The sequence below is a fragment of the Streptomyces sp. NPDC102462 genome (assembly GCF_044765425.1).
In the GTDB taxonomy this organism is placed as follows: domain Bacteria; phylum Actinomycetota; class Actinomycetes; order Streptomycetales; family Streptomycetaceae; genus Streptomyces.
In genome coordinates this window covers 105,913-129,789 of record NZ_JBIWKB010000018.1, presented here as the reverse complement: position 1 = coordinate 129,789, position 23,877 = coordinate 105,913, and the positions used below count along the sequence as shown (strand labels likewise).

General features: G+C 70.2%; 22 protein-coding genes. 18 read left to right on the top strand and 4 right to left on the bottom strand.

Going from position 1 to position 23,877, the window contains the following annotated elements; genetic code table 11:
- Positions 1-10: 10 nt before the first annotated feature.
- Positions 11-457: an imidazolonepropionase-like domain-containing protein gene (locus tag ACIRFL_RS18120; RefSeq protein ID WP_404029432.1), complete on the top strand. Its 447-nt coding sequence runs from the start codon at positions 11-13 to the stop codon at positions 455-457.
- Positions 458-547: 90 nt separating this feature from the next.
- Here the strand turns inward: ACIRFL_RS18120 and ACIRFL_RS18115 are convergent, their stop codons facing one another.
- Complete coding sequence (locus tag ACIRFL_RS18115) at positions 548-1,582, bottom strand: chitinase (RefSeq protein WP_404029431.1); 1,035 nt, start codon at positions 1,580-1,582, stop codon at positions 548-550.
- Positions 1,583-1,912: 330 nt separating this feature from the next.
- Between ACIRFL_RS18115 and ACIRFL_RS18110 the strand changes: the two genes are divergently transcribed.
- Genes ACIRFL_RS18110 through ACIRFL_RS18095 form a run of 4 tightly spaced genes read left to right on the top strand, consistent with a single transcriptional unit; the run spans position 1,913 to position 6,600 of the window.
- A complete protein-coding gene (locus ACIRFL_RS18110; protein WP_404029429.1) occupies positions 1,913-2,359 on the top strand; it encodes a hypothetical protein in 447 nt (148 codons plus the stop codon).
- An 18-nt stretch (positions 2,360-2,377) separates the two neighbouring features.
- Positions 2,378-4,642, top strand: a complete 2,265-nt coding sequence (locus ACIRFL_RS18105; RefSeq protein ID WP_404029427.1) for a bifunctional polysaccharide deacetylase/glycosyltransferase family 2 protein — start codon at positions 2,378-2,380, stop codon at positions 4,640-4,642.
- Positions 4,643-5,851, top strand: a complete 1,209-nt coding sequence (locus tag ACIRFL_RS18100; RefSeq protein WP_404029425.1) for an acyltransferase — start codon at positions 4,643-4,645, stop codon at positions 5,849-5,851. It abuts the gene before it with no gap.
- 53 nt (positions 5,852-5,904) lie between these two features.
- The gene (locus tag ACIRFL_RS18095; RefSeq protein ID WP_404029423.1) at positions 5,905-6,600 is read left to right on the top strand and encodes a demethylmenaquinone methyltransferase; all 696 of its coding nucleotides are present in this window, start codon (positions 5,905-5,907) and stop codon (positions 6,598-6,600) included.
- Positions 6,601-6,615: 15 nt separating this feature from the next.
- Here ACIRFL_RS18095 and ACIRFL_RS18090 read toward each other — a convergent pair whose 3' ends face one another.
- On the bottom strand, positions 6,616-6,924 hold the full coding sequence (locus ACIRFL_RS18090) for a PASTA domain-containing protein (protein WP_388716281.1): 309 nt from the start codon (positions 6,922-6,924) through the stop codon (positions 6,616-6,618).
- Positions 6,925-7,121: 197 nt separating this feature from the next.
- On the opposite strand from ACIRFL_RS18090, the gene ACIRFL_RS18085 reads away from it, so the two are divergent.
- Positions 7,122-8,456 (top strand): geranylgeranyl reductase family protein, encoded by a 1,335-nt coding sequence (locus ACIRFL_RS18085; protein ID WP_404029421.1) that lies wholly within the window; start codon positions 7,122-7,124, stop codon positions 8,454-8,456.
- Positions 8,457-8,864: 408 nt separating this feature from the next.
- On the opposite strand, the gene def is transcribed toward ACIRFL_RS18085, so the two are convergent.
- Positions 8,865-9,488 (bottom strand): peptide deformylase, encoded by a 624-nt coding sequence (gene def, locus ACIRFL_RS18080; RefSeq protein ID WP_404029420.1) that lies wholly within the window; start codon positions 9,486-9,488, stop codon positions 8,865-8,867.
- A gap of 89 nt (positions 9,489-9,577) precedes the next feature.
- On the opposite strand from def, the gene ACIRFL_RS18075 reads away from it, so the two are divergent.
- Positions 9,578-11,407, top strand: a complete 1,830-nt coding sequence (locus ACIRFL_RS18075; protein ID WP_404029418.1) for an FAD-dependent oxidoreductase — start codon at positions 9,578-9,580, stop codon at positions 11,405-11,407.
- A 54-nt stretch (positions 11,408-11,461) separates the two neighbouring features.
- Here the strand turns inward: ACIRFL_RS18075 and ACIRFL_RS18070 are convergent, their stop codons facing one another.
- Entirely contained in the window at positions 11,462-12,301 is an 840-nt protein-coding gene (locus tag ACIRFL_RS18070) for a C40 family peptidase (RefSeq protein ID WP_404029416.1), read from the bottom strand.
- Positions 12,302-13,046: 745 nt separating this feature from the next.
- On the opposite strand from ACIRFL_RS18070, the gene ACIRFL_RS18065 reads away from it, so the two are divergent.
- Genes ACIRFL_RS18065 through nuoK form a run of 11 tightly spaced genes read left to right on the top strand, consistent with a single transcriptional unit; the run spans position 13,047 to position 23,867 of the window.
- Positions 13,047-13,406 carry an NADH-quinone oxidoreductase subunit A gene (locus ACIRFL_RS18065; protein ID WP_007383963.1) on the top strand — a complete coding sequence of 120 codons (360 nt, stop codon included), beginning with the start codon at positions 13,047-13,049 and terminating at the stop codon, positions 13,404-13,406.
- Positions 13,407-13,419: 13 nt separating this feature from the next.
- Positions 13,420-13,974, top strand: coding sequence for a NuoB/complex I 20 kDa subunit family protein (locus tag ACIRFL_RS18060; protein WP_404029414.1), 555 nt, complete (start codon positions 13,420-13,422; stop codon positions 13,972-13,974).
- A complete protein-coding gene (locus ACIRFL_RS18055) occupies positions 13,971-14,723 on the top strand; it encodes an NADH-quinone oxidoreductase subunit C (protein ID WP_404029412.1) in 753 nt (250 codons plus the stop codon). Before ACIRFL_RS18060 ends, ACIRFL_RS18055 begins: the two co-directional genes overlap by 4 nt.
- A complete protein-coding gene (locus tag ACIRFL_RS18050; RefSeq protein ID WP_404029410.1) occupies positions 14,720-16,060 on the top strand; it encodes an NADH-quinone oxidoreductase subunit D in 1,341 nt (446 codons plus the stop codon). The genes ACIRFL_RS18055 and ACIRFL_RS18050 overlap by 4 nt, the downstream gene beginning before the upstream one ends.
- The gene (gene nuoE, locus ACIRFL_RS18045; protein WP_404029408.1) at positions 16,057-16,923 is read left to right on the top strand and encodes an NADH-quinone oxidoreductase subunit NuoE; all 867 of its coding nucleotides are present in this window, start codon (positions 16,057-16,059) and stop codon (positions 16,921-16,923) included. Before ACIRFL_RS18050 ends, nuoE begins: the two co-directional genes overlap by 4 nt.
- Positions 16,920-18,269: an NADH-quinone oxidoreductase subunit NuoF gene (gene nuoF, locus ACIRFL_RS18040; protein WP_404029406.1), complete on the top strand. Its 1,350-nt coding sequence runs from the start codon at positions 16,920-16,922 to the stop codon at positions 18,267-18,269. The genes nuoE and nuoF overlap by 4 nt, the downstream gene beginning before the upstream one ends.
- The gene (locus ACIRFL_RS18035; protein WP_404029404.1) at positions 18,266-20,770 is read left to right on the top strand and encodes an NADH-quinone oxidoreductase subunit G; all 2,505 of its coding nucleotides are present in this window, start codon (positions 18,266-18,268) and stop codon (positions 20,768-20,770) included. Before nuoF ends, ACIRFL_RS18035 begins: the two co-directional genes overlap by 4 nt.
- Complete coding sequence (gene nuoH / locus ACIRFL_RS18030; protein ID WP_404029402.1) at positions 20,767-22,128, top strand: NADH-quinone oxidoreductase subunit NuoH; 1,362 nt, start codon at positions 20,767-20,769, stop codon at positions 22,126-22,128. The genes ACIRFL_RS18035 and nuoH overlap by 4 nt, the downstream gene beginning before the upstream one ends.
- Positions 22,121-22,732 (top strand): NADH-quinone oxidoreductase subunit NuoI, encoded by a 612-nt coding sequence (gene nuoI / locus ACIRFL_RS18025; protein ID WP_404029400.1) that lies wholly within the window; start codon positions 22,121-22,123, stop codon positions 22,730-22,732. Before nuoH ends, nuoI begins: the two co-directional genes overlap by 8 nt.
- Positions 22,729-23,571 (top strand): NADH-quinone oxidoreductase subunit J, encoded by an 843-nt coding sequence (locus tag ACIRFL_RS18020; RefSeq protein ID WP_404029398.1) that lies wholly within the window; start codon positions 22,729-22,731, stop codon positions 23,569-23,571. Before nuoI ends, ACIRFL_RS18020 begins: the two co-directional genes overlap by 4 nt.
- Positions 23,568-23,867, top strand: a complete 300-nt coding sequence (gene nuoK, locus ACIRFL_RS18015; protein ID WP_351737198.1) for an NADH-quinone oxidoreductase subunit NuoK — start codon at positions 23,568-23,570, stop codon at positions 23,865-23,867. The genes ACIRFL_RS18020 and nuoK overlap by 4 nt, the downstream gene beginning before the upstream one ends.
- Positions 23,868-23,877: the final 10 nt, after the last annotated feature.

The following is a 23,877-nucleotide window of genomic DNA, read 5'->3' as shown; positions in this document are numbered from 1 at the left end:
CGGGAGCGAGGTGGAGACCATCCACGCGGCCGACCGGGTGTATGTGACCTGGGAGTCGACTCCGGTCGAGAACGGTGCCGTGGTGGTGGGGAACGACCGGATCGGCGCGGTGGGGACGTTCGAGGACCTGCGGGAGCGGTACCCGGGCGCGCGGGTGCGCAGATGGCCGGGCGCGCTGGGCCCTGCCCGTGTCCACGAAGGACCGCTCCCGGACGCCCCGAGCCCGCGCGAACGTGTCCACGCGGTGCTGAAGCTCGGCGCGGTGGCGGTCCTGGCGGAGCACGTCGACTCGCCCGAACTGCGGGCCGCCGCCGAGCGGAACGACGTGGTCGTGCTGCCGGCTCCCGGGCCGACCGCGGTCCGTCCGACGGGGCGCGCCGATCTCGCCGTCCTGGACGACTCCGGCGCCTGTATCGCGACGGTCTGCGCGGGGCGCCTCGTGCACCGCAGGCGCTGAGCGAGTGCCCGGCCGGGCGCCAGGGCGCCCGGCCGTCGGCTGTCTTGAGGCGCCGACTGCCGGCCGCCGTGGGGCGGTCCGCGGCCGGGTTCAGCCCGCGAACGCCGTCGCGAAGGCTCCCGTTCGCTGGGACACGCCGCTGCAGTTCGTCGCCGCTTCCTCCCGCACCGACGCCCCGTCCTCGCAGGGCCGGTCGCGGAACGTCGCCCACATCGACACCCAGGCCAGCTCCTTCTCCTTCGCGAACGTACGCACCTGGGCCGCGTCGGAGAGCGTGAACGTCTCGCCGGAGACGTCGTTGACGCCGATCATCGAGGTCACGGCCATGCCCCGCCAGGCGCCCGCGTCGGTCAGGCCGAAGACCTTCTTCAGCTGACTGTGCGCGGCCTTCGCGGAGGCGAGGGCGTAGCCGCCCATGTCGCCCGTGAACGACTCGCCGTAGTTCATGGTCATGATGTTGACGGTCGACACCTGGACGTCGTGCGTGTTCGCGGACTCCAGCAGGGAAAGGCCCTCGGCGTCGAGCCCGGACGGCATCACCGGCAGGGTGAAGGAGACCTTCAGGCCGGGGCGTTCCTGCTGCAACAGCGCGATCGCCGCCGAGCGCAGGGCGACCGAGGAGGAGTCGGCGAGCGTGTCGCCCTCGATGTCGAAGTCGGCCTGGTCGGCGCCCGCGGCGTCCAGTGCCGCACCGTAGGCCGCCGCCAGTTCTGACGCACTGTCGCAGGTCCGTGCGAGTTCCGTCCCGGACGCCCCGCCGAAGGAGACCCGGACCGTCGCGCCGTCCCGCTTCAGCCGGGAGATACGGGAGGCCACCGCGGAGTCGGTGACCGACCGGGTGCCGTTCCACTTCGGCGTGCAACGGCTGCCGTCAGAGAGCACGAAGGCGAGGTTGTACGTCGCCGGAGAGCCTGTGGCGTCGTTGCCGGACGCCTCGGTGGCGCTGACGTAGGGGGCGTAGGCGGTGCTGTGGGAAGTCGACGAGCCGGGCGTGCCGGTCGAGCCGGGCGTGCCGGTCGCGGCGGGCGCTGCGTCCGATGTGCCCCCGGAGCCCCCGGAGCATCCCGTGACGGCCAGTGCGATCACACCGGCGAACCCGGCCGCCGGCCCCAGGAATCTCCCCATCGCGCATGCTCCCGCTCTCGTGATGTCGGTCTCACGATCCGTCTCGGGACGGTATCGGACCGCCTTTTCCGAGGGGAAATGTCTCACACTCGACCGGCCGCCCGCCGGGCTTTTGCGTCACAGACGACGCACAGTCAACTCGCCGACAAATACGGGCAAGGCGGGAAAATCTGGTGTTCAATTCGGAGGATTGAGGCCAGTTCTCGGGGTGAGGTCCGGGTGGCCGTCCGGGGAATCTCTCAGGAAAGTGACAGGTTGGCCGTTCTCTCATGGGCGGTTCACAACAATTCCAGAGAACGGGACACATAAAGGCTCCCTAATATCCGGGGAATGCATTCCGAGACTGTCATCGAAAGCCGTGCCGCCGGGCGCGGTCGCCGCCGCAAACGCGGCAACGGCTCCGCCGAGGGACCCGTGTTCGTGGACGCCTCAGGACGCCGGTCGAAGGTGCTGCGCCGCCTCGGCGTCCTCCTCGGCGTCGTCTGTCTCGCGTACGCGGGCGTGCTCGGCGCCGCCTTCATGGGCTGGGGCACCTCGCTGAGCCCGTCCTCCCTGCTCCCCTTCGCGGGCGGCGGAAACGGGCGGGTCCCCGGCGGCGGGCAGGTTCCCGACGGCTTCGGGCCGGGCGGCGGCACCGGCAGCCAGGCCCGTCCGACCGGCGCCGAGCCGTCGGCCCCTCCCTCGGGCGCCGCCACCCCGTCGCCGGTCTCTTCCTCTTCCTCGTCCCCTTCCCCGTCCTCCTCCCCGTCCTCGGCCGCGTACGCGGTGGCCCACTGACCGGAACGCAGCCATCCCATGACCCATCAGACGCCCTCCCGGGGCCGCCGCCGCGCCCCCACCCGCATGGAGCGCGCGGCCGGCCGCGCCGCGGCCCTGCACAAGCCGCGCGTCATCCTCGCCCTGCTGCTCCTGCTCGCGCTGACCTGTGTGCTGCTGCTCGACGGCTATCTGCGCGCCGAGGTCGGCGGCGACCAGCGGGTGCGCACCGGGGCCGGCTCCAGCGACGTACCGGACACGGTGCTCGACGGCGGCCCCATCCTCACCTTCCGGGGCGGCCGGGCGACCGCCGTCTCCGTCCCGGCCAAGACCATCGCGCTCACCTTCGACGACGGCCCCGACCCGACCTGGACCCCCAAGGTCCTCGACATCCTGCGCGAGTACGGGGTCCCCGGCACGTTCTTCCTCGTCGGCTCGATGGTGTCGCGCCACCCCGGCATCGTGCGGACCATGGTCGACCAGGGCAACGAGGTCGGCATCCACACGTTCACGCACGTCGACCTGTCCTACCAGAGCGACGCGCGCATCAAGCGTGAGATGGAGCAGACGCAACTCGCCCTCGCGGGCGCCGCGGGCATCACCACGACCCTCTTCCGCGCGCCGTACTCGTCGGAGACCGACGCCATCGACGACTACAGCTGGCCCGTCTACAAGAAGCTCGGCGCCGACGGCTACACCAGCGTCTTCGTCGACACCGACAGCGACGACTGGAAGCGGCCGGGCGTCTCGAAGATCGTCAAGTGGGCCACACCGAAGGCCGGCGAGGGCGCCGCGGTCCTCTTCCACGACGCGGGCGGCGAGCGCTCCCAGACCATCGCCGCGCTGTCGCGCTACATCGAGAAGATGCGCGCGAAGGGATACACCTTCACCACCATCAGCGGCGTCCTGGGGCAGCGGAACGCGGCGGCGACGGGGGCGGCCGGTGCGGTGCGGGACGGCGGCACCGGCACCGCGGGCGGCGCATCCGAGGCGTCCGCCGTCTCCGGGTCGCAGGCCGCCCACCGCATCGCCACCGGCACGACCCTCTACGAGGGCAGGGCCCTCATCGCGGCGGTGGCCGTCGCCGAGTGGACCGTGCCCGCGCTGTCCGCCGGGCTGATCGTCGTCGGCGTCGCCGTGCTGGGCCGCTTCGCGATGATGCTGGTCCTCGCCCGGCGCCACCACAGGCAGCGCAACAGGCGCCGGTTCGGCTGGGGCCCGCCGGTCACCCGCCCGGTGAGCGTGATCGTCCCGGCGTACAACGAGAAGGAGTGCATCGCCGCCACCCTCGGATCGCTGGCCAGAAGCACGCATCCCATCGAGATCATCGTGGTGGACGACGGCTCGACAGACGGCACCGCCGAGATCGCCGAGTCCCTCGGCCTGCCGAACCTCCGAGTCGTACGGCAGGAGAACGCGGGCAAACCGGCGGCCCTCAACAACGGCGTCCGGCACGCCCGTCACGACATCGTCGTGATGATGGACGGCGACACCGTCTTCGAGCCGGACACCGTACGGCAGCTCGTGCAGCCCTTCGCCGATCCGGAGGTCGGCGCGGTCGCCGGCAACGCCAAGGTCGGCAACCGCGACACGGTCATCGGGGCCTGGCAGCACATCGAGTACGTGATGGGCTTCAACCTGGACCGGCGCATGTACGACCTGCTGCGCTGCATGCCGACGATCCCTGGCGCGATCGGCGCCTTCCGCCGCGAGGCGGTGCTGGAGGCCGGCGGGATGAGCCACGACACGCTCGCCGAGGACACCGACATCACCATCGCCCTGCACCGCGCGGGACGGCGGGTCGTCTACCAGGAGCACGCCAGGGCCTGGACGGAGGCGCCCGGTTCGCTGGGGCAGCTGTGGTCGCAGCGCTACCGTTGGTCGTACGGCACCATGCAGGCGCTGTGGAAGCACCGCAAGTCCCTGACGGACCGGGGGCCTTCGGGACGGTTCGGCCGGGTCGGCATGCCGCTGGTGGTGCTCTTCCAGATCGTCACGCCGCTCTTCGCCCCGCTCATCGACGTGTTCACCGTCTACTCGATGCTCTTCGTCGACTTCCGGGCCGCCCTGCTGGCCTGGCTCGCGGTCCTCGGCGTCCAACTGCTGTGCGCCGCCTACGCGTTCCGGCTGGATCGGGAGAAGTACCGCTACCTGCTGATGATGCCGCTCCAGCAACTGGCCTACCGGCAGCTGATGTACCTCGTCCTCATCCACTCCTGCGTCACCGCCCTCACCGGCGGCCGGCTGCGCTGGCAGAAGCTGAAGCGGACCGGCGAGGCCGGCACCGCGGCGGGGGTGGGCTGAGTGGGCGCGCACAGCAAGGGCGGAACCAGGTCGCCGGTGCCGGCCGCGGCGCCGGTCCCGGTGCCCGACGCCGGCCCGGAGCCCGGCGGGCCGCCGCGGGCGCTGCCCTCCCGGTCGCGGACGGGCCGCCGGGACCGGTACTTCGACACGCTGCGCGCGGTCGCCCTCGTCCGCGTCGTCACGTACCACACCTTCGGCTGGGCCTGGTGCGGCATGGTCTTCCCGTCCATGGGGATCATGTTCGGCCTGGCCGGCTCCCTGATGGCCAGGTCCCTGGAGCGGCCCGCGCGCACGGTCCTCCGCAGCCGGCTGCGCAGACTCCTCGTGCCGTTCTGGTTCTGGGGCCTCTTCGTCGTCCTCGCGATGCTGGTGCACGGCTGGCTGCCGGGCCGCCAGGTCGTCTACTGGGTCGTGCCGCTCGGCGATCCCCCGGGCGACGCGTGGGCCGAGCAGGTCTGGGAAGTCCTCTGGTACCTGCGGACGTACCTCTGGTTCGTGCTGCTCTCCCCGGGCCTGCTGTGGCTGTTCCGCAGGGCTCCGGTCCCGGTCCTGCTGCTGTCCCTCGCGCCCGTCTCGGTGCTGGCCTTCCTCTGGTCGCCCCCGGACGGCAGGCTGGGCAGCGCCCTGTGGGACCTGTCGACGTACCTGTTCTGCTGGATCCTGGGCTTCGCCCACCACGACGGGGTGCTCCGGCGGATCCGACCGGCCGCCGTCGTCACCTTCTCGCTCGCCGCGCTCGGCTACGGCGGCTGGTACGCCCTCGCGCACCGGGCCGAGTTCGGCACGTACGACCTGGACGAGATCCCGCTGGCGCAGGCGTACTGGTCGGCCGGATTCGGCACGCTGCTGATGTGGGCGAAGGCGTACTTCCGGATCGACTTCGCGCGGCTTGCCCGGCTGCCCCGGACCGACCGGCTCGTGGCGGTCTTCAACGCCCGCGCGATGACGATCTACCTCTGGCACGAGATCGCGCTCGTCCTCGCCGTACCGCTGATCGACCGGCTCTGGGACGTGCCCGCCTTCGAGAGGTATCTGCCGCTGGACAGCCAGTGGTTCCTGTTCGGCATCGGCTGGATCCTGATCGCGGTCTTCGTCCTGCTGTGCGGCTGGGTGGAGGACGTGGCCGCGCGCAAGCGGCCGAGGCTGCTGCCCGCGCCGCCGACGCCGCCGGAGCCGAGGGCCCGCCGACCGGCCGGGCGCACGGCGTGACGACGCCGAGGGCGCCGCGCGGCCGGCCCACCCCCTGCTGCCACAATGGGCGGGTGACCCGCGCATCCCTGGACAAGCAGCCGCACGAAGTCGCCTCGATGTTCGACGTCGTGGCGGAACGGTACGACCTGACCAACGACGTCCTGTCGCTCGGCCAGGACCGGCGCTGGCGCAAGGAGGTCGCGAGCGCGGTCGACGCGCGCCCCGCTCAGAAGGTCCTGGACCTCGCGGCGGGCACGGCCACCTCGTCGCTGCCCTTCACCCGGACCGGCGCCTACGTCGTGCCCTGCGACTTCTCCCTCGGCATGCTCCAGGTCGGCAAGAAGCGCCACGCCTGGCTGCCCTTCACCGCGGGCGACGCGACACGGCTGCCGTTCAAGGACGACACCTTCGACGCCGTGACGATCTCCTTCGGACTGCGCAACGTGCAGGACACGGACGCCGCACTGCGCGAGATGCACCGGGTGACCCGGCCCGGCGGGCGCGTCGTGATCTGCGAGTTCTCGCATCCCACGTGGGCGCCCTTCCGCACCGTCTACACCGAGTACCTGATGCGCGCGCTGCCGCCGGTGGCGCGGGCGGTCTCCTCCAGCCCGGACGCCTACGTCTACCTCGCCGAGTCCATCCGTGCCTGGCCCGACCAGGCCGGACTGGCCGAGCGGCTGCGCCGCGCGGGCTGGTCGAAGGTGGCCTGGCGCAACCTCACCGGCGGTGTGGTGGCCCTGCACCGGGGCTTCAAGGAGTCCTGACCGCGCGCCCGTCCGCTAGCGGTTGGTCATCTCGAAGGCGCCGCCCGGTTCGTCCAGTTCCCGTTGCAGCCCGCCCGCGGGCGGTCTCGGGATGCGTGGCTCGCGGACGCCTCCGCCGCCGTCGCCCTCACCGAAGTCGAACCACACGTACACCATCGACTCTCGCGGCACCTCGGCACCGGGCTGCGGGTACTGGCGCACGACATAGTCGACGACCGTGCGGTGGAAATCCGGTCGGTCCGGCGCGTTGAGGAACAGGCCCTGTGCCCGGGCCCGCTCGCGTGCGTCCACGGCCATCAGGCCGATGAGGCGCGGGACGCGCACTTCGGGTGTTTTGGGTGGTATGTGCACAGATGTCACCCCCAGCGGTACTGGAAGGGTAACGCCGGTGCAGGGCACCCGGAAGCGACAGGTGGCTTTCTGTGACAGACGACTACCGTACGTCACGGATCAAGGCGGTAGTGGACGGTTCACGGGGCAGCCCTTCAGCCGGGTGATCAGCGCCGCTGAATAGACTGCCCATGTCCAGTGCCGGTCGGCACGCACCGTACGAACCTTGGGGAGATCCCGCCGTGACCGAGCCCCTCTCCGACAACACCGCCGATGTGATCGTCGTCGGCGCGGGGCCAGCCGGCTCCACGACCGCGTACCACCTCGCCAGGGCCGGACTCGGCGTACTCCTGCTGGAGAAGACCGAGTTCCCACGGGAGAAGGTCTGCGGCGACGGCCTCACCCCGCGCGCCGTCAAGCAGCTCGTGTCGATGGGCATCGACATCTCCGAGGAGGCCGGCTGGCTGCGCAACAAGGGCCTGAGGATCATCGGCGGCGGGGTCCGCCTCCAGCTGGACTGGCCGGACCTCGCCTCCTACCCGGACTACGGACTGGTCCGCAAACGCGACGACTTCGACGAGCAGCTGGCCCGCCAGGCGCAGAAGGCGGGCGCCCGGCTGTACGAGCGCTGCAACGTCTCCGGCCCGATCGTCGACGACCGCACCGGCCGCATCACCGGTGTGACGGCCAAGCTCGGCGAGGAGAAGCGGGAGGTCACCTTTCACGCGCCCCTGGTGGTCGCCGCCGACGGCAACTCCACCCGGCTGTCCCTCGCGATGGGACTGCACCGCCGCGAGGACCGCCCGATGGGCGTCGCCGTCCGTACGTACTTCACCTCCCCGCGTCACGACGACGACTACCTGGAGTCCTGGCTGGAGCTGTGGGACCGGCGCGGCCCGCAGGACCGGCTGCTGCCCGGCTACGGCTGGATCTTCGGCATGGGCGACGGCACCTCCAACGTCGGCCTTGGCGTGCTCAACACCTCCGCCTCCTTCAAGGACCTGGACTGGCGAGAGATCCTGAAGGCCTGGTGCGCGTCCATGCCGGAGGACTGGGGCTACACCCCCGAGAACATGACCGGCCCGATCCGCGGCGCCGCGCTCCCCATGGCCTTCAACCGCCAGCCGCACTACACCAAGGGCCTGCTGCTCGTCGGCGACGCCGGCGGCCTGGTGAACCCCTTCAACGGCGAGGGCATCGCCTATGCCATGGAATCCGGCCAGATCGCCGCCGAGGTCATCGCCCAGGCGCACGCCCGGTCCACGCCGGGCCAGCGCGAACTGGCCCTCCAGCGCTACCCGCGCGTCCTCAAGGACACCTACGGCGGCTACTACACGCTGGGCCGCGCCTTCGTGAAGCTCATCGGCAACCCCAAGGTCATGCAGATCGCCACCCAGCGCGGCCTGAGCCACCCGGTGCTGATGAGGTTCGCCCTGAAACTCCTGGCCAACCTCACCGACCCGACGGGCGGCGACGCAATGGACCGAATCATCAACGGCCTGACAAAGGTGACCCCAAGGGCCTGACAAAGCCACACCCGGCTTGCCCGGGGCCCACCCCGGAGCGCCCCGAAGGGGCGCGGGGAACTGCGCGCCCAGCCACGTCGACGCCGCAGCCGCCGGACGACGCCGCGTGGCTCTCTGGTGGGCGCCGGCGGGAACAGCGCGACTGGCTATGTCAGCGCCGTAGCCGCTCGGCTGGCGTGGGCGCCGAGGGTCTACCCCGGGGCGCCGCGCCGCGGTGGGGCAGCGCCCCGAAGGGGCGCGGGGAACTGCGCGCCCAGCCCCATCGATGCCGCAGCCGCCCGACGACGCTGGGAGGCTTTCTGGTGGGCGCCGGCGGGGGACTGCGCGCCCAGCCGCATCGGCGCCGCAGCCGCCGGACGGCACTGGGCGTCGTAGCCGACCGGCGCCGCACGGCCCCCCGCGGAGCGCTCACGTGAACGCCGCCGTGCGGGTGGCGCGCCGGGCGAACACGTCCGCCCGGCGGTCCGCCATCTGCCGCAGCGCCTCCTTGCGGTCCCGCTGGGAGAGCCGGTCCAGATACAGCCGCCCGTTCACATGGTCGGTCTCATGGGCGAGGCAGCGCGCGAAGTACCCCGTGCCCTCGATGACGAGCGGCCGGCCCTCCCGGTCAAGACCGCGCACCACGGCCCGGTCCGGACGCGGCACCTCCATCACGGCGCCCGGTACGGACAGACAGCCCTCGTCCCCGTCGAGCAGCCGCCGGCCGGCCGGGCCGATACGGTCCAGCACGGGGTTGACGATGTGCCCGACATGCCGGCCACCGTCGTCGTCGGGACAGTCGTAGACGAACAGCCTGATGCCGAAGCCGACTTGGTTCGCCGCGAGCCCCGCGCCCTCGGCGACGTACATCGTCAGGAACATGTCCGCGATGAGCGCGGCCAGGTCCGGCCCGAACTCGGTGACGTCCCGGCAGGGCTTGTGCAGGACCTCCTCGCCGACCTCGGTGATCCGCCGGACCGCACCCCGCCCGGCCTCGGGCGCGAGCCGCGGATACGAGTCGACGGGCCTGCCCTGGACGAAGACGCTGGGCATCTGCTGCCTCCTTGTGATTGTGAGGATGCTGTGGGTGACGGGACTTCGGGGTTCCGGCCTGCCGGGCCCCTGCCTACCCTCCGGTTCTCATGACAACAGAACACGCCCAGCACTCCCAGGGGCACGTCGGACACTCCCGCAGACGCTTCCTGGCCGCCGCGGGCGGGGTGGCGGCCGGGGGAGCGGCCGCAGCCCTGGGCACGGCGGGTCGCGCCGCCGCGGCCCCCGGCGCCGCAGGCAAGCGTGTCGCCGTCCTCGGCGGCGGCGTCTCGGGCCTCAGTGCCGCCCACGAACTGGCCGAACGCGGCTACGCCGTCACCGTCTACGAGTACTACGACGCCCTCGGCGGCAAGGCCCGCTCGATGGACGTCCCCGGCACGGGCACCGAAGGCCGCAGGCCGCTCCCCGGCGAGCACGGCTTCCGGTTCTTCCCCGGCTTCTACCGGAACCTGCCCGACACGATGCGCCGCATCCCCGTCCCCGGCAACCCGGGCGGAGTCCGCGACAACCTCCGCAGCGGCACGGAGGCGCTGTTCGCGCGCGGTGCCGGCCGCCCCGATCTGCACTTCCCGCTGCGCCGGGCCACCACCCCGCCCGCGCCGGGCGACCTCACCCCCTCCTGGATCCGCGACCAGATCCTGTCCGTCCTCGACCTCGGCACCCGCCTGCCCGCCCACGAGGCCGCCTATTTCGCCGACCGTCTCCTGGTCCACCTCACCAGCTGCGACGCCCGCCGCGAGGGCCAGTGGGAGCAGGTCGCGTGGTGGGACTTCATCCGGGCCGGCGAGATGAGCCGCGAATACCAGGTGCTCCTCGGCATCGGCCAGACCCGCAACCTGGTCGCCACCCGGGCCGAGATCGCCTCCACCCGCACGGTCGGCCGGGTCATCATCGAGGCCCTGCTGCTGTGGGGCCTGCTGGGCCGGGGCATGGACGGCGACGCCGACGTCGACCGCGTCCTCAACGCCCCCACGAGCGAGGCGTGGATCGATCCCTGGGAGAGGTATCTGCGCTCCCGGGGCGTCGAGTTCGTGCTCGGCACCGAGGTGCGCGAGGTGGTCTACGAAGCAGGCCGGGTGACCGGAGTGCGCCTGCGCGGGCGTGAGGGCGGCGCGGAGCGCACCGTCACCGCCGACCACTACGTCTCCGCGCTCCCCGTCGAACACGCCCGCGCGACCTGGGGGCGGGCCCTGCGCGCCGCCGACCCCCAGCTGGGCCGGTGCGACGCGCTGAAGACGGACTGGATGACCGGCGTCATGTTCTATCTGCGCACCCCGACGCCCGTCGTGCACGGGCACATCAACTGCATGGACTCGCCCTGGGCGGTGACCGCCATCGGGCAGGCGCAGTTCTGGGACGGGCGGGACTTCGCGCGTGACTACGGGGACGGGCAGGCCCACGACTGTCTGTCGGCGATCGTCTCGGAATGGGACAAGCCCGGCATCCTGTACGGCAAGACGGCCCGTGAGTGCACCCGCGAGGAGATCGTCGCCGAGCTGTGGGCGCAGCTGAAGGACGGGCTGAACGACTCGGGCAAGACCACGCTCACGGACGGGGACCGGCTCGGCTGGTTCATGGACCCCGCGGTGACGGGGCTCGGCGGCCCCGACCCGCGAAACCGCGAGCAGCTGCTCATCCACCCCACGGGCACGCTCTACAACCGCCCGTCGGCGAAGACCGCCGTGCCGAACTTCTTCCTCGCGGGCGACTACGTCCGCACGGACGTGGACCTGGCGACGATGGAGGGCGCCAACGAGTCGGCGCGACGGGCCGTCAACGCGCTCCTGGATGCGGACAATTCGGACGCGGAACGGTGCCGGCTGTGGGAGCTGTTCCGTCCACCGGAGCTGGAACCCCTCAAGCGCCTCGACGAGGTGCGCTACCGGCTCGGCCTGCCCAACACCTTCGACCTGGGGTGAACCGTAAGGGCCGCAGTCCCCGAGCGGCTGCGGCCCTTACGGAAGCGGGTGTGCTCAGAGCACCCGTACCGCGCCGGACGGCGGGTCGTACGACAGCGGCCTCTCGACGACGCCCGTGGAGGGGTTCTGCGCGCCGACGAACATGCCGTCCCCGACGTACACCCCCACGTGGTACGCGCTGCCCGCGCCACCCCAGTACAGGATGTCGCCCGGCTGGAGGTTGCTCAGCGAGACCTGAGTGCCCGCGGTCGACTGGTCCTGGGAGACGCGCGGCAGGCTGATGCCGACCTGCTTGAAGGCGGTCTGCACGAGCCCGGAGCAGTCGTAGGCGGACGGGCCGGTGGCGCCGGAGACATACGCCTTGCCGACCTGGGCCTTCACGAACGAGATGACGGCGGCGGCCGAACCGGTCGCCGTGGAGCTGCCGGTGGAGACGCTCGCGGAGGCGCCCGAACCGGAATCGGAGGCGGAAGCGGAGGCGGAAGCGGTCAGGGTGGTCCGCTCGGCGGTGCGTGAGGCGCGCTCGGCGGCGGCCTTGCGGGCGGCCTCCTCGGCCTTCTTCTTCGCCTCGGCCTTCTTCTTGGCGTCGGCAAGGTCCGCCTTGGCCTGCTTCGCGGCCTTTGCGGCGGCCGCGTCGCGCTCGGCCTGGAGCTGGTAGTTCGCGGCGGCCTGCTGCGTGACCTCCGCGGACTGGGCGACCTGGACGGACATGTCGGCCGTCAGGGTGGGCAGTTCGAGGGTCTGCGTCACGGGTTCGGCGGCGTTCGCCGAACCGGACGCACCGGCGACTGCCAGGGTGCCGAGGACGCCACCGGCAACTCCGGCCCGCATCGCCACTTTCGAGGCGCTGCGGCGGGGCTTCCGGTGGCTGCGTATGTGAGCGGTGTGGGACATGGGAATAAGCGGTACCAGGGGCTCCTTCATATCTTCAAGAAACGTGTGCTCTGCCACAGTTGCTCAATCGCGACGGCGAATCCCGGGCGTGTCACTCTTTATTGACGCCGTAACGGACATTGCGGACGCAGGTGATCAAGCCTGTGATCTTGGGCTTTCGCTAATACGCCCGAATTGCCCCGCACCTACCATCCGTTGAGGCCCAGGCCAAGCTCCTCTCTCAGCCGGCTCTCATCGATGTGGCGGAGGTCACGGAACGATTACCGCCGCGGGCGCGTCCGGTGTCCGGTTTGCACCCTGTCGACTTCGTGAACGCGTGCACGCGTCCACACCCCGCCCCGCGTCTCCCTCTGGTGTGTGAACGCGCTCCTCTATCAGCACGTCCGGTCCAGCGCCAATTTGCATGCAAGGGAAGTCTCTTGATATGGAGACGCCCCCTCTTGCCTGGGATGACGAGCGAAAATGTCACCTCTGGTGATCACTCGGACGCTTCGCGTGCGAAGATCACCGCTCATCCGACTTCATGATCCTTCGTCAGGTGGTGGAGATCACAAAGCTCGTCCAATACCCCGTGTCGCAGATCACAGAGTGGCGGGCATAAGATGCGAGGCAGTTGGGCTTGTGACCTGCTTCACATGTTCTCGATCTTCGCCCGGGACCAGCGGGGCTCGTGGGACCGGTGGGGCGGATGTGAGCCCGATGCCAACCGCCAGCAGTCAGTGCCGACTGAGAGGAGCGAGGAGCGGTGAACGCGTATGCGCCCATCCTCGTACTGGGAGCCCTCGGGGCAGGCTTTGCGATCTTCTCCGTGGTCATGGCCACGCTGATCGGGCCCAAGCGGTACAACCGCGCCAAGCTCGAAGCCTACGAGTGCGGCATCGAGCCGACCCCCACGCCGGCCGGCGGCGGGCGCTTCCCGATCAAGTACTACCTGACGGCGATGCTCTTCATCGTCTTCGACATCGAGATCGTCTTCCTCTACCCCTGGGCCGTCACCTTCGACGCCCTGGGTGTTTTCGGGCTCGTGGAGATGCTGCTCTTCGTGCTCACCGTCTTCGTCGCGTACGCGTACGTATGGCGGCGCGGCGGCCTGGAATGGGACTGAGGGGCCTTAGGACATGGGACTCGAAGAAAAGCTGCCGAGCGGATTCCTGCTGACCACCGTCGAGCAGGCCGCGGGCTGGGTGCGCAAGTCGTCCGTCTTCCCCGCGACGTTCGGCCTCGCCTGCTGTGCCATCGAGATGATGACGACCGGCGCCGGCCGCTACGACCTGGCGCGCTTCGGCATGGAGGTCTTCCGCGGCTCACCGCGCCAGGCTGACCTCATGATCGTCGCGGGCCGGGTCAGCCAGAAGATGGCGCCGGTGCTGCGCCAGGTCTACGACCAGATGCCCAACCCGAAGTGGGTGATCTCCATGGGCGTCTGCGCCTCCTCGGGCGGCATGTTCAACAACTACGCGATCGTCCAGGGCGTCGACCACATCGTCCCCGTCGACATCTATCTCCCCGGCTGCCCGCCCCGGCCCGAGATGCTGATGGACGCGATCCTCAAGCTCCACAAGAAGATCCAGTCCTCCAAGCTGGGCGTGAACGCGGAGGAAGCGGCCCGCGAGGCGGAGGAAGCGGCGCTCAAGGCCCTGCCCACGATCGAGATGAAGGGGCTGCTGCGATGAGCGACGCGAACGGCACCGGCGGCGCGAACGGCGTGAACCCCGAGAAGGACCTCTCCGCCTCCAACCTCCCCGGCCAGCGCGGCGAGGGCGGTGAGGAGATCCGCGTCCAGCGCGGCATGTTCGGCGCCAACAACGGCGGTGACACCTCCGGCTACGGCGGCCTGGTGCGTTCGGTCCGACTCCCGGGACCGGCCACCCGCCCCTACGGGGGCTGGTTCGACGAGGTCGCCGACGAACTCGAAGGAGCCCTGGAGGAGCAGGGACTCGTCCCGGACAACGCCATCGAGAAGACGGTCGTCGACCGGGGCGAGCTGACCTTCCACATCGAGCGCGAGTACCTGGTCCGGGTCGCCCGCACCCTGCGCGACGACCCGGCCCTGCGCTTCGAGCTGTGCACCGGCGTCAGCGGCGTCCACTACCCGCACGACAAGGGCCGCGAGCTGCACGCCGTCTACCACCTGCGCTCGATCACCCACAACCGGCTGATCCGTCTCGAAGTCAGCGCCCCGGACAGCGAGCCGCACATCCCCTCGCTGGTCGCCGTCTACCCGACCAACGACTGGCACGAGCGCGAGACCTACGACTTCTTCGGCATCGTCTTCGACGGTCACCCGGCCCTGACCCGGATCATGATGCCGGACGACTGGCAGGGCCATCCGCAGCGCAAGGACTACCCCCTCGGCGGCATCCCCGTCGAGTACAAGGGCGCCCAGATCCCGGCTCCGGACCAGCGGAGGTCTTACTCGTGAGCACGCAGTCAGCATCCGCGGCGTCGGCGGCTTCGGCGCGCGAGACCACCGAGGGCACCGTATACACGGTCACCGGTGGCGACTGGGACGAGGTCGTCCAGACGGCGGCCCGCGCCGACGACGAACGCATCGTCGTCAACATGGGACCCCAGCACCCCTCCACCCACGGAGTGCTCCGGCTCATCCTGGAGATCGAGGGCGAGACGGTCACCGAGGCCCGCTGCGGCATTGGCTACCTGCACACCGGCATCGAGAAGAACCTCGAATACCGGACATGGACCCAGGGCACCACGTTCGTGACGCGCATGGACTACCTGACGTCCTTCTTCAACGAGACCGCCTACTGCCTCGCCGTGGAAAAGCTCCTCGGCATCGAGGACGACATCACCGAACGGGCCAAGATCATCCGGGTACTCCTGATGGAGCTGAACCGGTTGTCCTCCCACCTGGTGTGCATCGCCACCGGCGGCATGGAGCTGGGCGCCACCACGATCATGATCTACGGCTTCCGTGACCGGGAAATGATCCTCGACATCTACGAGCTCATCACGGGCCTCAGGATGAACCACGCGTACATCCGTCCCGGCGGACTCGCCCAGGACCTGCCGCCCGGGGCGGTGGACCAGATCCGCGAGTTCGTGAAGAAGATGAAGAAGAACCTCCCGGAGTACGACAAGCTCGCCACCGGCAACCCCATCTTCAAGGGCCGCATGCAGGACATCGGCTACCTCGACCTGGCCGGCTGCATGGCCCTCGGCGCCACCGGCCCGATCCTGCGCTCCACCGGCCTGCCGCACGACCTGCGCAAGACGCAGCCGTACTGCGACTACGAGACGTACGACTTCGACGTCCCGACCGCCGACAGCTGCGACGCCTACGGGCGCTTCCTGGTCCGCCTGGAGGAGATGCGCCAGTCGCTCAGGATCGTGGAGCAGTGCCTGGACCGGCTCCAGCCGGGACCGGTGATGGTCGCCGACAAGAAGATCGCCTGGCCCGCCCAGCTCGCCCTGGGACCGGACGGGCTCGGCAACTCCCTCGACCACATCAAGAAGATCATGGGCACCTCCATGGAGGCCCTGATCCACCACTTCAAGCTCGTCACGGAGGGCTTCCGCGTCCCGCCGGGACAGGCGTACGCGGCGGTCGAATCACCCAAGGGCGAGCTAGGCGTGCACGCCGTCTCCGATGGCGGCACCCGCCCCTTCCGGGTCCACTTCCGGGACCCGTCCTTCACCAACCTGCAGGCCATGGCGGCGATGTGCGAGGGCGGCCAGGTCGCCGACGTGATCGTCGCCGTAGCGTCCATCGACCCCGTGATGGGAGGCGTCGACCGGTGACCACCTCTTCTTCGGAGCGGGGCGTCAGCCTGGGCATGCCCGAACTGCCCGCGCCCGCGTACCCGGACGACGTACGGGCCCGGCTGGAGGCCGACGCGCGCGAGGTCATCGCGCGCTACCCCGACTCCCGCTCCGCCCTGCTGCCGCTGCTGCACCTCGTGCAGTCGCAGGAGGGCCACGTCACGCGCACCGGGATGCAGTTCTGCGCGGACATGCTGGGGCTGACCACGGCCGAGGTCACCGCGGTCGCCACCTTCTACACCATGTACCGGCGCAGGCCGTCCGGTGACTACCAGGTGGGCGTGTGCACCAACACGCTGTGTGCGGTGATGGGCGGCGACGCGATCTTCGAAACGCTTCAGGAGCACCTGGGTGTCGGCAACGGCGAGACCACCGACGACGGCAAGGTCACCCTGGAACACATCGAGTGCAACGCGGCCTGCGACTTCGCGCCGGTCGTGATGGTCAACTGGGAGTTCTTCGACAACCAGACCCCGGCGAGCGCCACGCGCCTGGTCGACGACCTGCGCGCGGACCGGCCCGTGCAGCCCACGCGCGGGGCCCGGCTGTGCACCTTCAAGGAGACCGCGCGGATTCTGGCCGGCTTCCCCGACGAGCGGCCAGGGGCCGTCGAGGAGGGCGGCAGTGCGGGACCCGCGTCGCTGGTGGGCCTCCGCCTGGCAAGGGGGGAGGACGCACCCGCGCGCGTGGTCCATCCGCGCGGCGGTCCGCAGGAGGCGCCGCAGGACACGGTGCACGAGCCGTCGCCGGCCGAACACCTCAGTTCCCATGACGCGCCGCAGGAGACATCGGCATCCGACCCGGCCCACCCGGCAGGGCCTACCGCCGAGGAGGGGGAGTGATGACCGTGGCAGCCGAACTCAAGGACCACAGCCCCGAGAAGCTGCTCGCACCCGTGCTGTCGGCCTTCTGGGACGAGGACAGGTCCTGGACGCTGGACGTGTACCGAAGGCACGAGGGATACGAGGGACTGCGCACGGCGCTCGCCATGTCGCCGGACGACCTGATCGCGTACGTCAAGGACTCCGGTCTGCGTGGGCGCGGCGGCGCGGGGTTCCCGACGGGAATGAAATGGCAGTTCATTCCCCAGGGTGATGGAAAACCACACTATCTAGTTGTCAACGCCGACGAATCGGAGCCCGGGACGTGCAAGGACATCCCGCTCCTCTTCGCGAACCCGCATAGCCTCATCGAGGGCATTGTCATCGCGTGTTATGCCATCAGGTCGTCGCATGCCTTCATCTATCTGCGTGGTGAAGTCGTCCCCGTTCTGCGGCGGTTGCACGAGGCCGTGCGCGAGGCCTACGCGGCCGGCTACCTCGGCGAGAACATCCTGGGCAGCGGACTCGACCTCGAACTCACCGTGCACGCCGGCGCCGGCGCGTACATCTGCGGTGAGGAGACCGCGCTGCTCGACTCGCTCGAAGGCCGCCGCGGCCAACCGCGGCTGCGTCCCCCTTTCCCTGCTGTCGAAGGGCTCTATGCCTGCCCGACTGTGGTGAATAACGTCGAATCCATCGCGTCGGTTCCCGCCATCCTGAAAAACGGCAAGGAATGGTTCAGGTCGATGGGCAGCGAGAAGTCCCCCGGCTTCACGCTCTACTCGCTCAGCGGCCACGTCGCCAGCCCCGGCCAGTACGAGGCGCCGCTCGGCATCACCCTGCGCCAGCTCCTGGAAATGAGCGGCGGGATGCGCCCCGGCCACCGCCTCAAGTTCTGGACGCCGGGCGGCTCCTCGACGCCGATGTTCACCGACGAGCACCTCGACGTCCCTCTTGATTACGAAGGAGTGGGCGCCGCGGGTTCCATGCTCGGCACCAAGGCCCTGCAGTGCTTCGACGAGACGACCTGCGTCGTGCGCGCGGTGACCCGCTGGACCGAGTTCTACGCCCACGAGTCCTGCGGCAAGTGCACCCCCTGCCGCGAAGGAACGTACTGGCTCGTGCAGTTGCTGCGGGACATCGAGGCCGGCAAGGGTGCCATGGCCGACCTCGACAAGCTCGCCGACATCGCCGACAACATCAACGGCAAGTCCTTCTGCGCCCTCGGCGACGGCGCCGCCTCGCCGATCTTCTCCTCGCTCAAGTACTTCCGCGAGGAGTACGAGCAGCACATCACGGGCCGGGGCTGCCCCTTCGACCCGGCCAAGTCGACGGCCTGGGCCGACCGCCCGGAGGTGAACGCATGACCGTGACCACCAGCGCTCCCTCAGGCGGGGGAGAAGCGGCGGTCCCGCCGGAAGACCTCGTCACGCTGACGATCGACGGCGTCGAGATCAGTGTGCCCAAGGGCACCCTGGTCATCCGGGCCGCCGAGCAACTCGGCATCGAGATCCCCCGCTTCTGCGACCATCCCCTGCTCGACCCGGCCGGCGCCTGCCGGCAGTGCATCGTGGAGGTCGAGGGCCAGCGCAAGCCCATGGCGTCCTGCACGATCACCTGCACCGACGGGATGGTGGTGAAGACCCACCTCACCTCGCCGGTCGCCGAGAAGGCCCAGCACGGCGTGATGGAGCTGCTGCTCATCAACCACCCGCTGGACTGCCCGGTCTGCGACAAGGGCGGCGAGTGCCCGCTGCAGAACCAGGCGATGTCGCACGGCAACGCCGAGTCCCGCTTCGAGGGGCGCAAGCGGACCTACGAGAAGCCCGTCCCCATCTCCGCGCAGGTGCTGCTCGACCGCGAACGGTGCGTGCTGTGCGCCCGCTGCACCCGGTTCTCCAACCAGATCGCGGGCGACCCGATGATCGAACTGGTCGAGCGGGGCGCGCTCCAGCAGGTCGGCACCGGCGAGGGCGACCCCTTCGAGTCGTACTTCTCCGGGAACACGATCCAGATCTGCCCGGTCGGCGCGCTCACGTCGGCGGCCTACCGGTTCCGCTCCCGCCCGTTCGACCTGGTGTCCTCACCGTCCGTGTGCGAGCACTGCTCCGGCGGCTGCGCGACGCGCACGGACCACCGGCGCGGCAAGGTCATGCGGCGGCTCGCCGGACTCGACCCCGAGGTCAACGAGGAGTGGATCTGCGACAAGGGGCGGTTCGCCTTCCGGTACGCCCAGTTGAAGGACCGGCTCGACACCCCGCTGGTGCGCAACGCGGAGGGCGAGCTGGAGCCGGCGTCGTGGCCGGACGCCCTGCAGATCGCCGCCCAGGGGTTGCTGGCGTCGCGCGGCAGGACCGGCGTCCTCACCGGCGGCCGGCTGACCGTCGAGGACGCGTACGCCTACAGCAAGTTCGCGCGCGTGGCGCTCGACACCAACGACATCGACTTCCGCGCGCGCGTGCACAGCAGCGAGGAGGCCGACTTCCTGGCCTCCCGGGTCGCCGGCCGCGGCCGTGACCTGGACGGTACGGGTGTCACGTACACCTCCTTGGAGAAGGCGCCCGCCGTCCTGCTGGTCGGGTTCGAGTCGGAGGAGGAGGCGCCCGGCGTCTTCCTGCGGCTGCGCAAGGCGTGGCGCAAGCACAAGCAGCAGGTGTTCTCGGTGGCCACACACGCCACCCGGGGCCTGGAGAAGGCCGGCGGCACGCTGCTGGCCGCGGCTCCGGGCACCGAGACCGAATGGCTGGACGCGCTCGCCAGTGGCTTCGGCCTGGAAGGGGCCGGGACCAGTGCGGCCGAGGCGCTGCGTGCCGAGGGCGCGGTGATCGTCGTCGGAGAGCGGCTTGCCGGGGTGGCCGGCGGCCTCACCGCCGCCGTGCGGGCCGCGTCCGCGACCGGCGCCCGGCTGGTGTGGATTCCGCGCCGGGCCGGGGAGCGCGGGGCGATCGAGGCGGGCGCGCTGCCGTCGCTGCTGCCCGGCGGTCGTCCGGCGACCGACCCGCGCGCGCGTGAGGAAGTCGCGGCCGTCTGGGGCCTGTCCGAACTCCCGCACCGCTACGGCCGCGACACCGGCGAGATCGTGGCCGCCGCCGCGAACGGCGAACTGCAGGCGCTGCTCGTCGCGGGCGTGGAGATCGCCGACCTGCCCGATCCGGCACGCGCGCGTGCGGCGCTGTCCGAGGCCGGTTTCGTGGTGTCGCTGGAGCAACGGCCCAGCGAGGTCAGCGAGCACGCCGACGTCGTGCTCCCGGTCGCCGCGGTCGCCGAGAAGGCGGGCACCTTCCTCAACTGGGAGGGCCGGGTCCGCTTCTTCGAGGCGGCGCTCAAGCCCGACCAGATGACCCGGCGGCTGCCGCCGACCGATGCGCGCGTCCTGCAGATGCTGGCCGACGCCATGGACGTCCACCTGGGCCTGCCGGACCTGCGCACCACGCGCGCGGAACTGGACCGGCTCGGCGGCTGGGACGGACCGCGGGCCTCCGAGCCGCTGGAGACGGCCTTCGCGCCGCCGCGTCCGGCCGCGGGCGAGGCACTGCTCGCCGGGCACCGGCTGCTGCTCGACCAGGGTGTCCTGCAGCAGGGAGACGAGGCGCTGGCCGGAACCCGGCACGCGGCACGCGCGCGCGTGTCGGCCGCGACAGCTGCCGAGGCGGGCGTCGCGGACGGCGACATCCTCACCGTCACCGGCCCCGCCGGGTCGGTCGAACTCCCCCTGAAGATCACCGAGATGCCCGACCGGGTGGTGTGGCTCCCGCTGAACTCCGTGGGCGGCGGCGTCGCCTCCGACACCGGGTCCCGGCCCGGCTCCCTCGTCCGCATCGGCCCGGCGACGCCCGCCGACCAGGCCCCCAAGGAGGTGGAGGCATGAGCCCGTACGTCGCCGCTGAAGACCTCTCGATGTTCGGCACCGACCCCTGGTGGCTGGTCGTCGTCAAGGCGGTGTTCTGCTTCGCCTTCCTGATGGTGACCGTGCTGTTCTCCATCGTGTGGGAACGCAAGGTCGTCGCCTGGATGCAGCTGCGCATCGGCCCCAACCGGCACGGCCCCTGGGGCATGCTCCAGTCGCTCGCCGACGGCATCAAGCTGATGCTCAAGGAGGACGTCGTCGTCAAACGCGCGGACAAGGTGGTGTACGTCCTCGCGCCGATCGTCGCCGCCATCCCGGCGTTCATGGCGATCGCGGTGATCCCGTTCGGCCCGGCGGGCAACGAGGTCTCGATCTTCGGCCACCGCACCACGATGCAGCTCACTGACCTGCCGATCGCGATGCTGTACATCCTCGCGGTCGCCTCGGTCGGCATCTACGGCATCGTCCTCGCCGGCTGGAGCTCGGGATCGACCTACCCGCTCCTCGGCGGCCTGCGCTCCTGCGCGCAGATGATCTCCTACGAGATCGCCATGGGCGCCGCGTTCGCCTCGGTGTTCCTCTACTCGGGGTCGATGTCCACGTCGACGATCGTCGAACGGCAGCACGACCAGTGGTACATCCTGCTGCTGCCGGTCTCCTTCATCCTGTACATCGTCACGATGGTCGGCGAGACCAACCGCGCCCCGTTCGACATGCCGGAGTCCGAGGGCGACCTGGTGGGCGGCTTCAACACCGAGTACTCGTCGATCAAGTTCGCGATGTTCATGCTCGCCGAGTACGTGAACATGGTGACGGTCTCGGCCGTGGCGACCACGCTCTTCCTCGGCGGCTGGCGGGCTCCCTGGCCGATCAGCACGTTCTGGGAGGGCGCGAACCACGGCTGGTGGCCGCTGCTCTGGTTCGTCATCAAGGTCCAGTTGCTGCTGTTCTTCTTCATCTGGCTGCGCGGCACGCTCCCGCGCGTCCGCTACGACCAGCTGATGAAGCTCGGCTGGAAGGTCCTCATCCCGGTCTCCGTGGTGTGGCTGATGCTCGTCGCCTCCGTGCGGGCCCTGCGGAACGAGAACTACGACTTCGGCGACATCGTGCTCTACGTGGGCGGTGGCGTCCTCGCCCTGCTGCTTCTGTCCTTCGTCGTCGACATGTTCATGGAGAAGGCGAAGGCGGCCGAGCGGCCGGCCGGGGAGGCGGGATTCGACCCGATGGCGGGCGGATTCCCGGTGCCGCCGCTGCCCGGACAGGATCTGCCGCCGGTGCCGCGGCGCCGCCCGCGCCGCGACCGGGAGCTGATTGTCAGTGGTGGGTCGGACACTGTCAGTGACGGATCTTCGGATGGAAAGGAGGCGTCCGATGGCTGAGGAGCCCAAGGAGGCCGGGCACACGTCGCCTGGTTTCCAGAACCCCGTGGCCGGCTTCGGCGTGACCTTCAAGGCCATGTTCAAGAAGCGGCTGACCGAGCAGTACCCGGAACAGAAGAAGACCACGGCCCCGCGGTTCCACGGACGGCACCAGCTCAACCGCCATCCGGACGGCCTGGAGAAGTGCGTCGGCTGCGAGCTGTGCGCCTGGGCCTGCCCCGCCGACGCCATCTACGTGGAGGGCGCCGACAACACCGACGAGGAACGCTACTCGCCGGGCGAGCGGTACGGCCGCGTCTACCAGATCAACTACGCCCGCTGCATCCTGTGCGGCCTGTGCATCGAGGCGTGCCCCACACGCGCGCTCACGATGACCAACGAGTTCGAACTGGCCGACTCCAGCCGGGCCAACCTCATCTACACCAAGGAGCAACTGCTCGCCGGACTCGAAGAGGGCATGGTGGACACCCCGCACGCGATCTTCCCGGGCATGGACGAGCAGGACTACTACCGCGGGCTCGTCACGGAGGCCGCGCCGGGCACCGTACGCCAGGTCGCCGACTCCAAGGGTGAGAAGCCCGAGGAGGAGGGGGTGGAGGCATGACCGCGCCACTCGCCGCGTACACCACCTCCACCGGGGAGGCCTTCCAGTTCTGGGTGCTCGGCACCATCGCCGTGCTCGGCGCCCTGGGCACCGTCTTCATGAAGAAGGCCGTGCACAGCGCGCTCTGCCTCGCCGGAACCATGATCGTCCTGGCGGTGTTCTACCTCGCCAACGGCGCCTACTTCCTGGGCATCGTGCAGATCGTCGTCTACACCGGCGCGATCATGATGCTGTTCCTGTTCGTGGTGATGCTCGTCGGCGTGACCGCGGCGGACTCCCTGAAGGAGACCATCAAGGGGCAGCGCTGGCTGGCCCTCCTGTGCGGGCTCGGCTTCGGCGTCCTGTTGTTCGCGGGCATCGCGAACGCTTCCCTGAAGGAGTTCAACGGCACCGGCCGGGCGAACGCGAACGGCAATGTGGAGGGCCTCGCCTCCCTCATCTTCACCAAGTACGTCTTCGCCTTCGAGATCACTGGCGCCCTGCTCATCACAGCCGCCGTCGGCGCTATGGTGCTCACCCACCGGGAGCGCACCGAGCGTGCCAAGACCCAGCGGGAGCTGGCCGAGCAGCGGGTGCGTGAGGGAGCGCACCTGCCGCCGCTGCCGGCCCCCGGCGTGTACGCCCGGCACAACGCGGTGGACATCGCGGGTCTGCTGCCCGACGGCACCCCGTCCGAGCTGACGGTCAACAAGACGCTGCGTGAGCGCGGTCAGATCCGTGACGTGTCGGCGGAGGCGCTGAACGACCTGCGTGCCCTCGAACAGCGCGCGGAGGAGCGGCTGGAGCGCACCGAGATCGAGCCGTCGATCGCCAAGCGGCCCGAGGAGGCGTCGAAGTGAATCCCGTCAACTACCTCTATCTCGCCGCCCTCTTGTTCACGATCGGCGCCACGGGCGTGCTCATCAGGCGCAACGCGATCGTCGTGTTCATGTGTATCGAGCTGATGCTCAACGCGTGCAACCTGACGCTCGTCACCTTCTCCCGGATGCACGGCAATCTCGACGGCCAGATCATCGCCTTCTTCACGATGGTCGTCGCCGCCGCGGAGGTCGTGGTCGGGCTCGCGATCATCGTGTCGCTGTTCCGTACCCGCCATTCGGCCTCGGTCGACGACGCCAGCCTGATGAAGCTGTAAGGGGCGCTGG